We start from the raw sequence: 9,415 nt of genomic DNA, 5'->3' as shown, positions 1-9,415 counted from the left end.
GACCGAGCGTGAGCGCCTGAACGCCTGGACCGTCGCCAATGCGAGCCAGCGCTGCGTGGGTGAGCGGGCCGCCCTGGCCGTGCTGGACATCGCAGGGGCGCTACCGGGCCAGACGCCGGGGGCTGGTGAGGAAGCCGACACCCCATGACCAGTGCATCGTGGCAAGCACGAACGGCGCGAGAGCACGCGTACCTGCCGGCTCGCCCCGGCTGATGGCGAACCCGCCGACGATCAGGCCCGCCGCGTAGGTCGCCGGAACGGCCCAGGCAGGCGCCCAGAAGCATCCCACGATGGTCGCCAAGGTGGTGCCAAGCACCATCGCGGGTGGTGCGAGGTAACGAGGGTTGATCGTGCCCTCGTGCCGGCGAGCCACGACGTGTCGCCAGCGCCCGTACTGGAAGTACTGCTTGGCCAGGGCTCGGACGCTGCTGCGAGGGCGATACGTGACTCGCAGCTCGGGAGTGAACCAGACCTTGCCTCCTGCCTCGCGGATCCGGTGGTTCATCTCCCAGTCCTGGGCGCGGGCGAAGTGCGCGTCATACCCACCGACCTTCTCGAGCGCCTCGCGCCGGAAGGCACCCAAGTAGACCGTTGCGGCCTCGCCGGCGGCTCCGCCGACATGGAAGGCAGAGTTGCCGACGCCGATCCGGCTCCTCATCGCACAGGCGACGGCACGCTCGAACGCGGTGACTCCCTGCGCGTCCATGATGCCACCGACGTTGTCGGCACCGACTCGCACGAGCTCGCGGACGGCCGTGGACACGTAGCCGGGTGGGATGTGTGAGTGGCCGTCCACCCGGACGATGATGTCCCCGCTGGCAGCAGCGATCGCTGCGTTCAGCGCGTCAGGAGTGCGACCACTCGGGTTCGGCACGGTGTGAACGCGTGGGTCCTCGGCCGCGAGTCGCGCCGCGACCTCGTCGGTGCGATCGCTCGAGGGCCCCAGCGCGAGGACCACCTCCAGGGGTCCGGTGTAGTCCTGCGCGAGCACCATGGCGACGGCTTCGGCGAGGTGCCGCTCCTCGTTGAGGATGGGCAAGATGACACTGACGGAAGGAACTTCGTGCACGGGTCGTCCGCTTCGGACTCGGGGGCTGGCGGTCGCAGGCAGACTACCGGTCACATCTTGAGCAGCTGACGCGCCATGACGATGCGCTGGATCTGGTTGGTGCCCTCGTAGATCTGTGTGATCTTGGCGTCTCGCATCATGCGCTCGAGCGGGAAGTCCTTCGTGTAGCCGGCGCCACCGAGCAGCTGGACCGCGTCCGTCGTCACCTTCATCGCGACGTCGGAGGCATAGCACTTGGCCGCCGCACCGAAGAAGGACAGGTCCCTGTCCCCACGCTCGGACTTGGCCGCCGCGACGTAGACCATCTGCCGGGCCGCCTCGACCTCCATCGCCATGTCCGCGAGCATGAACTGGATGCCCTGGAAGTCGGCGATGTGCTTGCCGAACTGCTTGCGCTCCTTGACGTAGGCGATGGCCTGGTCGAGCGCGCCCTGGGCGATCCCGATCGCCTGCGCCCCGATCGTCACGCGCGTGTGGTCGAGCGTGCGCAGCGCGATCTTGAGGCCGTCGCCGACCTCGCCGACGATCCGGTCGCCCGGGATACGGACGTTGTCGAAGTGCAGCTCGCGGGTGGGGCTGCCCTTGATCCCGAGCTTGCGCTCCTTCTCCCCGAACGTGAAGCCCTCGTCGGACTTCTCGACGACGAAGGCGGTGACGTTGTTGCCGCGCGGGCCGTCGGGGTCGGTGACCGCGAGAACCGTGTAGTACTCCGAGACGCCTGCGTTGGTGATCCACGACTTCTGCCCGTTGAGGACCCAGTCCTCGCCCTCCTGCCTCGCGCGGCACTTCATCGACGCGGTGTCGGAGCCGGCCTCCCGCTCGGACAGTCCGTAGGAGAACGTCGTCTCACCGTGGGCGAGCGGCGGCAGGTACCTCCGCTTGACGTCCTCGGTGGCCGCAAGGATGAGCGGTAGCGAGCCGAGCTTGTTGACCGCGGGGATGAGGCTGGCGGACGCATCGACGCGGGCCACCTCCTCGATGACGATGCACGTCGCAAGGGCATCGGCGCCCACACCGTCGTACTCCTCCGGCACGTGGGGTGCGAAGAAGTCCGATGCCACGAGGGCATCGTGCGCCTCCTGCGGGTAGCGCGCCTCCTCGTCGACGGCGGCGGCGAAGGGGGCGATCTTGTCCTCGGCAACCGCGCGCACCGCCTCGCGGAGTGCCTCGTGGTCCTCGCTGGTCCGGAACAGGTCGAAGTCAGTGCTCGTCACAGTCGGCCATGCTACCCGCGGGACACAATTAGTAGGACGTCCACGTGATTGACGCCACCGGGCCACCGGGCCCGGCTGTGACGCAGCCGTCCACCATGAGGACACGCACGCTGGGAGCGAGCCCAGCGGCATACCATCCCGGCGAAGGTCATGAGTGTCAGCGTCACGGCCCCGGCTCGCTGACCGGCAACCCTCGCTACGCGGCGGGGTGCCCCGGGTGAGGACCTGGCCGCCGGCGACCGCCGGCGCGCAAGCGCGAGTGTGAGGAAAGCACGCCATGAGTGACACCCCCAACTGGTCCTTCGAGACGCGGCAGATCCACGTGGGACAGGAGCAGGCCGACCCGGCGACGGGCGCCCGCGCGCTGCCGATCTACCAGACGACGTCCTACGTCTTCAACGACACCGAGCACGCGAAGAACCTCTTCGCACTCTCGGAGCTCGGCAACATCTACACGCGGATCATGAACCCCACGCAGGACGCCATCGAGAAGCGCCTCGCCTCGCTCGAGGGCGGCGTCGGGGCGCTCCTGCTCAGCTCGGGGATGTCCGCGACGTTCTTCGCCATCATCAACATCGCGCAGGCCGGTGACCACGTCGTCGCGAGCCCGGCGCTCTACGGCGGCACGTACAACCTCTTCGAGAACACCCTGCCCAAGCTCGGCATCGAGGTGACCTTCGTCGAGGACACCGCCGATGCGGAGTCCTGGCGTGCCGCCGCCCGACCCAACACGAAGCTCTTCTTCGGCGAGACGATCGCCAACCCGAAGTCGGAGATCCTCGACATCGAGGCGGTCGCTGCCGTCGCCCACGAGATCGGTGTGCCGCTCGTCGTCGACAACACCATCGCGACGCCCTACCTGCTGCGCCCCATCGAATACGGCGCCGACATCGTCGTGCACGCCGCGACGAAGTACCTCGGCGGTCACGGGACGACGATCGCCGGGGCCATCGTCGACTCCGGCAACTTCGACTTCGGCGCCGACCCGGAGCGGTTCCCGAACTACAACACCCCCGACCCGAGCTACCACGGCCTCGTCTACGCGCGCGACCTCGGCAAGGACGGGGCCTTCGGGGTCAACCTGGCCTTCATCCTCAAGGCTCGCGTCCAGCTGCTCCGAGACCTCGGCAACGCCATCTCGCCGTTCAGCGCGTTCCTCATCGGGCAGGGCATCGAGACGCTCAGCCTGCGCATCGACCGGCACCTCGAGAACGCGCACCAGGTGGCCGCGTTCCTCCAGGGCCACGACCAGGTCGAGCGGGTCATCTGGGCGTCGCTGCCGGACAGCCCCAACCACGACCTCGCGGAGAAGTACCTGCCGCGGGGCGCCGGCGCCGTCCTGTCCTTCGAGATCGCAGGCGGTCTCGAGGCCGGGAAGAAGTTCGTCGAGGGCCTGACGCTGCACAGCCACGTCGCCAACATCGGTGACGTCCGCTCGCTCGTCATCCACCCCGCGTCGACGACGCACTCGCAGGGCCCGGACTCCGACCGGCTCGCGGCGGGCGTGACGCCCGGGCTCGTGCGCCTGTCCGTCGGGATCGAGCACATCGACGACATCATCGCCGACCTCGAGCAGGGCTTCGCCGCCGCCAAGGCCTGACCCAGTCGAGCGTCCCGGCCGGTCGCCAAAGTCACGCACCGGTAGGTCGCGCTCCGGGTCGCATCCGGTGTCGCCCTTGCGACACCGGATGCGACCCGACCTGCACCGCGCGTGAGAGGCGAGGGCCCTTCTTGCCGTATGCCGCTGGGCCGGCTCGCGACCTCGCCAGGCCGGCGCGTGGCCGGGTTCAGCCAACCGGTAGCCGGTCCAGTGCCGCTGCCAGCCGCGCGACGGTGCCGTCGACGTCGGCCAGCTTGTCCAGGCCGAACAGGCCGATGCGGAACGTGGAGAAGTCGGCCGGCTCGTCGCACATGAGCGGCACCCCGGCTGCGGCCTGGATGCCGACCTGCCGGAACGTGGCGCCGGACTGCAGGCCGGGGTCGTCCGTGTGGACGACGACGACGCCCGGCGCCTCGAAGCCCTCGGCCGCGACCGAGCGGAAGCCCCGTCCGGCGAGCAGCCCCCGCACCTTGCTGCCGAGATCGAGCTGGGCCGCGCGCAAGGATTCCAACCCGCGCTCCTCGGTCTCCCGCATCGTGGCCGCATTGCGCGCCAGCGCGTCGGTGGGCATCGTCAGGTGGTAGGCGGCCCGGCCCTCCACGTAGCCGTCCGTGATCGACAGCCACCTGCCCAGGTCGAGGGCGAAGCTCGTCGTCCGGGACGCCTCCACGGCCGCCCGACCGCGATCGCCGAGCATGACGTAGCCGGCACCCGGGGTTCCGCTCCAGCCCTTCTGCGGCGCACTGATGAGGACGTCCACGTCGGCCCCCTGCATGTCGACCCACAGCGCGCCCGATGCGATGGCGTCGAGCACGAACAGGCCACCGACCTCATGGGTCGCTGCCCCGACCGCCCGCACGTACGCGTCCGGCAGCAGCAGCCCCGATGCCGTCTCGACGTGCGCGGCGAGGACGACGGCCGGGCGCTCTCGCCGGATGGCCTCGACCACCTCGTCCACCGGAGGGGGTGTCCACGCGGCGTCACGGGCCGGTCCGTCCGGGCGTGCCTTGCACACGATGACGTCGCTCGTGACCGAGCCGGTCTCCAGGATCTGCGACCAGCGGTACGAGAAGAACCCGTTGCGGATGACGAGGGCCCGACGGCCGGTGATGAGCTGCCGGGCCACTGACTCCATCGCGACGGTTCCGCCGCCGGGGACGACCGCGACGCTGCCCGCGCGGTAGGTCGTCCGCAGCACGTCAACGACGTCCTGCATCGCGCGGATGAACCGCTGGGACATGTGGTTGAGGGAGCGGTCCGTGAAGACGACCGAGTACTCGAGGAGGCCGCCGGGGTCGACATCGGCGCGAGGGAGTTCCATGACCCCAACCTACGGTCAGCCACCCTCACAGTCAGCCGAGCAGCTCGTCGACGTAGCACCAGCGCCACGACTCACCCGGCTCGATGCTCCGCATCACCGGGTGTCCCGTCTCCCGGAAGTGTGCGTCGGCGTGCCGGCCCGAGGACGAGTTGCAGCAGCCGACGTGGCCGCACTCCAAGCAGAGCCGAAGGTGCACCCACGACGTGCCGGCCACATGGCACTCGGCGCACGCTCCGGGCAGGGCGACGTCCGTCGTCAGACCGGCGTCCTCGAGGTGCTCGCACGGCGCGTCGATCGCCTCCACCGGCAGCATCTGCTCGCGTATTCGCTCCTCGTGGTCCTCGACGCGGTCGAGCATCGTCTCCTCGAGGTCGAGGGCCGCCAGCACGACTCGGAGCACCTCGTGGTCCGCCCGGCCCTCGTCACGCAGGACGAGGACGGTTTCCCGCTCCGCGTCGAGCATCTCCATCCGCACCCGGCGGTACTGCTCGCTCGGCGTTTCCGACACGTCGGCGCCCCTGCGCCCGAGCCGCTCCCACAGCTGGTTGAGCCGGTCCTCGGACCGCTCGCGCAACGCCTTCCTGGTCTCGTCGTCGATGTTCGTCTCCGAGTCGAGCACGGCGAGGCCGGCGCGGGTCGCGGCCGACATGATGGTCGCGGCCTGCAGGGCGTCCTCTCGTGGGTTGGGGCCCCGGACCCCGAGGCGCCGGGCGAGGGCCGGCAGCGTCGTTCCCTGGAGGAGCAGTGTCCCGATGGTGACGACCACCGCGATGAGGATGAGCACGTCACGGTGTGGCGTCGCGGCAGGCAGCAGCTGCGCGGCGGCGAGGGTGACCACGCCACGCATGCCCGCCCACGAGATGACCGCCGCCGCCGCCCAGCGTCCGCGCTCCGGATGGTGGCGCCGGGACAGAGCCTTGAAGGGGAACACCCAGGCCGGACGGAGCAGGAGCACGAGGACGAGGGTGCCGAGCGCTGCGGCTGTGATCGTGCCGGTGGACAGCTCCGACGCGCGCACCCGGTCGAGGACGTAGAAGGCCTGGAGGCCGATGAGGAGGAAGACCGCGTTCTCGAGCAGGAACTGGACCGAGCGCCAGTTGATCCGCTCCGAGAGACGCGACGCGCCGGGCTGGGATCGGGGTGACTTGTGCCCGAGCACGAGTCCCGTCGTGACGACGGCGATGACGCCCGATGCGTGCAGGTTCTCGGCCGGGACGTACGCGGCGAACGGCGCCATGAAGGACAGCACGGTGTCGAAGGTCGCGTCGTTGCTGATCCGCCTGCGGACCTGGTCGACGATGACGGCGACGAGCAGTCCGACCGCGACCCCGCCGAGAGCCGCTCGGAGGAAGTCGACCACGACAGCGCCGAAGGTCACCTCGCCCACAGAGCTCGCGACGAGGCCCGCTGCGGCGAGCGCCGTGCGCAGCGACACGAGCGCGGTTGCATCGTTGACGAGCGACTCCCCCTCCAGGATCGAGACGATCCGCCGGGGCAGCCCGATCTGTCGGCCGACGGCGGTTGCCGCGACGGCATCGGGCGGGGCCACGATCGCGCCGACAGCGAAGGCAACCCCGAAGGGAAGGCCGAGGAGCCACCACAGGAAGACGCCGACGCCGAGGGCCGTGAACAGGACGAGCCCGACCGAGAGCATGAGAATCGCTGCCCGGTTGGCGCGGAAGTCGACGAGCGAGGTCTGGATGGCGGCGGCATAGAGCAGCGGGGGCAGCACGCCGAAGAGCACGACCTCGGGGCTCAGGGCCACCTCGGGGACGAACGGCAGGTAGGAACCGATGATCCCGACGAGGATGAGGACGAGCGGCGTGGGCAGTCCGGTTCGTTCCGACGCCCAGGCTCCGACGAGAACCGTGGCAGCCACTGCGAGCAGCCCGATGGCGATCTCCACAGCGCCATCCTGCCGCAGCGCAATCTGCCGCAGCGCCGGTCAGGCGAAGAACGAGTGCATGGCGTCGATGACCCGGGACTGGTCGCGGTCCGTGAGGTCGGTGGCACAGGGCAGCGAGAGCCCCCGGCGGAACAGGTCGTCGCCGACCCGACCGCCCAGCACCGGCGCGTCGGCAAAGGGCGGCTGTGCGTGCAGCGGCCGCCACAGTGCCCTCGCGCCGACCCCATGGTGCTCGAGGTGGGCGAGCAGCTCGTCCCGGCCGCGGCCGTCTGCCTCCTCGACGAGGACGGAGTAGAGCCAGTACGTCGCGTCGAGTCCGGTCACACGCGGCGGCAGGTTGAGGGGCAGCCCCCGGAGCGCCTCGTCGTAGCGCGCCGCGATGCGGTGCTTCGCGGCCACGAAGTCGTCCAGCCGCTCCAGCTGCGCGAGCCCCAGACCCGCCGCGATGTTGGTCAGGCGGTAGTTGTAGCCCACCTCGTCGTGGAGGTAGCCCACATCGGGCACCTTCGCCTGCGTCGTCAGGTGCCGTGCCCGCGCCGCGAGCTCGTCGTCGTCGGTGACGATCATGCCGCCACCACCCGTCGTCGCGATCTTGTTGCCGTTGAAGGAGAAGCAACCGACCCGACCGACAGTCCCGGTGTGCTTCCCGGAGTACCGGCCCGCCGACCAGCCGGCTCCGAGCGACTCCGCCGCGTCCTCGAGAATGGCGATCCCGTGGCGCTCGCATGCGTCGACGATGGGCTCCAGGTCGGCCGGCTGGCCGAGCACGTGGACGACCTCGACCACCGTGGGCAGTGGCTCCCCTGCCGACGCGCGGCGGTCGAGCTCGGCCGCGAGGAGCGCCGGGTCGAGGTTCCACGTCCGCGTCTCCGAGTCGACGAACACGGGCCGGGCACCGAGGTAGGCGATCGGGTTGACCGACCCGACGAAGGTGAAGTCCGAGCAGAACACCTCGTCGCCGCGCTCCACCCCGAGCAGGACGAGACCGATGTGGATCGCTGCCGTCCCAGTGGCACAGGCGACGGCGTGCCGCGCCCCCACCCGGTGGGCGAAACGGTCCTCGAACTCGGCCACGAAGGGACCCACGGACGACACGTAGCCCGACTCCACGGCCTCGACGACGTAGTGGCGCTCGAGCGCGCCGATGTTCGGCACGGCGAGCGGGATCATCCCCGCGACGCGCGCACCGGGGGCGTGCGTCTCGCCCGCTCCCCCGCCTGCCTCGAGCCGCCCGGTCATCGGGGGCGTCATCGGCGGGGTCACCGGTGGTACCTCGCAGCCGTCTCGAGGTCGACTCGGGGGCGGAGCCACTCGGCCGTCCGGGCCAGCCCCTCCTCGAGCGACACCGCAGGCGCCCAGCCGAGCACCTCGTTGGCGCGCCCTGGATCCGACAGGAGGACCTGCACCTCGGACCCCTCCGGGCGGATCCGTGCCTGCTCGGTGACGATCTCGGCCGTGCTGCCCGTCACCGTCCGGCACAGGTCGACGACCTCACCGATCGACACGGTCCGCCCGGTGCCGAGCTGGATCGTCGTGCCCGGCGCCACGTCGGTGAGGGCCGCCCGGACGAAGCCGTCGGCGGTGTCGGTGACAAAGGTGAAGTCACGCTTCGGGGTCACGTCGCCGAGGCGAACCTCGTCCGCGCCGGCGAGCAGCTGCGACAGGACCGTGGGGATGACCGCCCGGGCCGACTGGCGCGGACCGAACGTGTTGAAGGGGCGCAGCGTCATGACCGGCGTCTCGAAGGACAGCGCATAGGACTCGCACAGCTTGTCCGCGGAGATCTTCGTGGCCGAGTAGGGCGACTGCCCTCGCAAGGGGTGTGACTCGGTGATCGGCACCTGCTCCGGCGTGCCGTAGACCTCCGAGGTGGAGGTGTTCACCATCCGCGGCGTGCCGTGCCGTCGCACCGCCTCGAGGACGTTGAGAGTGCCGATGACGTTCGTCTCGACGTAGGACCGCGGCGCCACGTAGGAGAACGGGATGGCGATGAGCGCGGCGAGGTGCAGGACGACGTCGGCGCCCTCGACGGACGCGGCGACGTGCTCCGGGTCGCGGACGTCGCCGAGGACGACCTCCGCCTGGCCGTCCCGCAGCGCCTTCGCGAAGACGTCGCTCTGGTCCAGCCATCCCATCGAACCGTTGGAGTTGTAGAGGCAGAATGCCCGCACCTGCGCGCCGTCAGCCAGCAGCCGCTCGACGGTGTGGCTGCCGATGAAACCATCGGACCCGGTGACGAGCACGGTCTTGCCAGCGATGGATCCGTCGATGGGCCGAGAGGTCAGTTCGATTGTCACAGTGGCCT

At 70.2% G+C, this 9,415-nt stretch carries 7 protein-coding genes and 1 riboswitch; of the genes, 1 reads left to right on the top strand and 6 read right to left on the bottom strand.

Translation table 11 applies throughout. From position 1 onward, the window contains the following. Positions 1-100: 100 nt before the first annotated feature. Both ABF401_RS09090 and ABF401_RS09085 read right to left on the bottom strand, forming a co-directional pair. Entirely contained in the window at positions 101-1,123 is a 1,023-nt protein-coding gene (locus tag ABF401_RS09090; RefSeq protein WP_502908210.1) for a glycosyltransferase family 2 protein, read from the bottom strand. Then, positions 1,120-2,283 carry an acyl-CoA dehydrogenase family protein gene (locus ABF401_RS09085; protein ID WP_353509221.1) on the bottom strand — a complete coding sequence of 388 codons (1,164 nt, stop codon included), beginning with the start codon at positions 2,281-2,283 and terminating at the stop codon, positions 1,120-1,122. The genes ABF401_RS09090 and ABF401_RS09085 overlap by 4 nt, the downstream gene beginning before the upstream one ends. A 146-nt stretch (positions 2,284-2,429) precedes the next feature. Beyond that, positions 2,430-2,545, top strand: a riboswitch (SAM riboswitch). Between the two features lie 15 nt (positions 2,546-2,560). Between ABF401_RS09085 and ABF401_RS09080 the strand changes: the two genes are divergently transcribed. Further along, entirely contained in the window at positions 2,561-3,883 is a 1,323-nt protein-coding gene (locus ABF401_RS09080; RefSeq protein WP_353509220.1) for a bifunctional o-acetylhomoserine/o-acetylserine sulfhydrylase, read from the top strand. Positions 3,884-4,070: 187 nt separating this feature from the next. Here ABF401_RS09080 and ABF401_RS09075 read toward each other — a convergent pair whose 3' ends face one another. From ABF401_RS09075 to ABF401_RS09060, 4 genes are read right to left on the bottom strand one after another with little or no spacing between them, the layout of a single operon-like run. After that, a complete protein-coding gene (locus ABF401_RS09075) occupies positions 4,071-5,204 on the bottom strand; it encodes a pyridoxal-phosphate-dependent aminotransferase family protein (RefSeq protein ID WP_353509219.1) in 1,134 nt (377 codons plus the stop codon). 31 nt (positions 5,205-5,235) lie between these two features. Next, complete coding sequence (locus tag ABF401_RS09070) at positions 5,236-7,110, bottom strand: Na+/H+ antiporter (RefSeq protein ID WP_353509218.1); 1,875 nt, start codon at positions 7,108-7,110, stop codon at positions 5,236-5,238. 39 nt (positions 7,111-7,149) lie between these two features. Next, positions 7,150-8,373, bottom strand: coding sequence for a DegT/DnrJ/EryC1/StrS family aminotransferase (locus ABF401_RS09065; RefSeq protein ID WP_353509217.1), 1,224 nt, complete (start codon positions 8,371-8,373; stop codon positions 7,150-7,152). Continuing rightward, positions 8,370-9,407: an SDR family NAD(P)-dependent oxidoreductase gene (locus ABF401_RS09060; RefSeq protein WP_353509216.1), complete on the bottom strand. Its 1,038-nt coding sequence runs from the start codon at positions 9,405-9,407 to the stop codon at positions 8,370-8,372. The genes ABF401_RS09065 and ABF401_RS09060 overlap by 4 nt, the downstream gene beginning before the upstream one ends. Positions 9,408-9,415: the final 8 nt, after the last annotated feature.

The sequence above is a fragment of the Intrasporangium sp. genome (assembly GCF_040414665.1).
Lineage (GTDB): Bacteria > Actinomycetota > Actinomycetes > Actinomycetales > Dermatophilaceae > Intrasporangium.
This window is presented reverse-complemented; position numbering and strand designations above follow the sequence as displayed.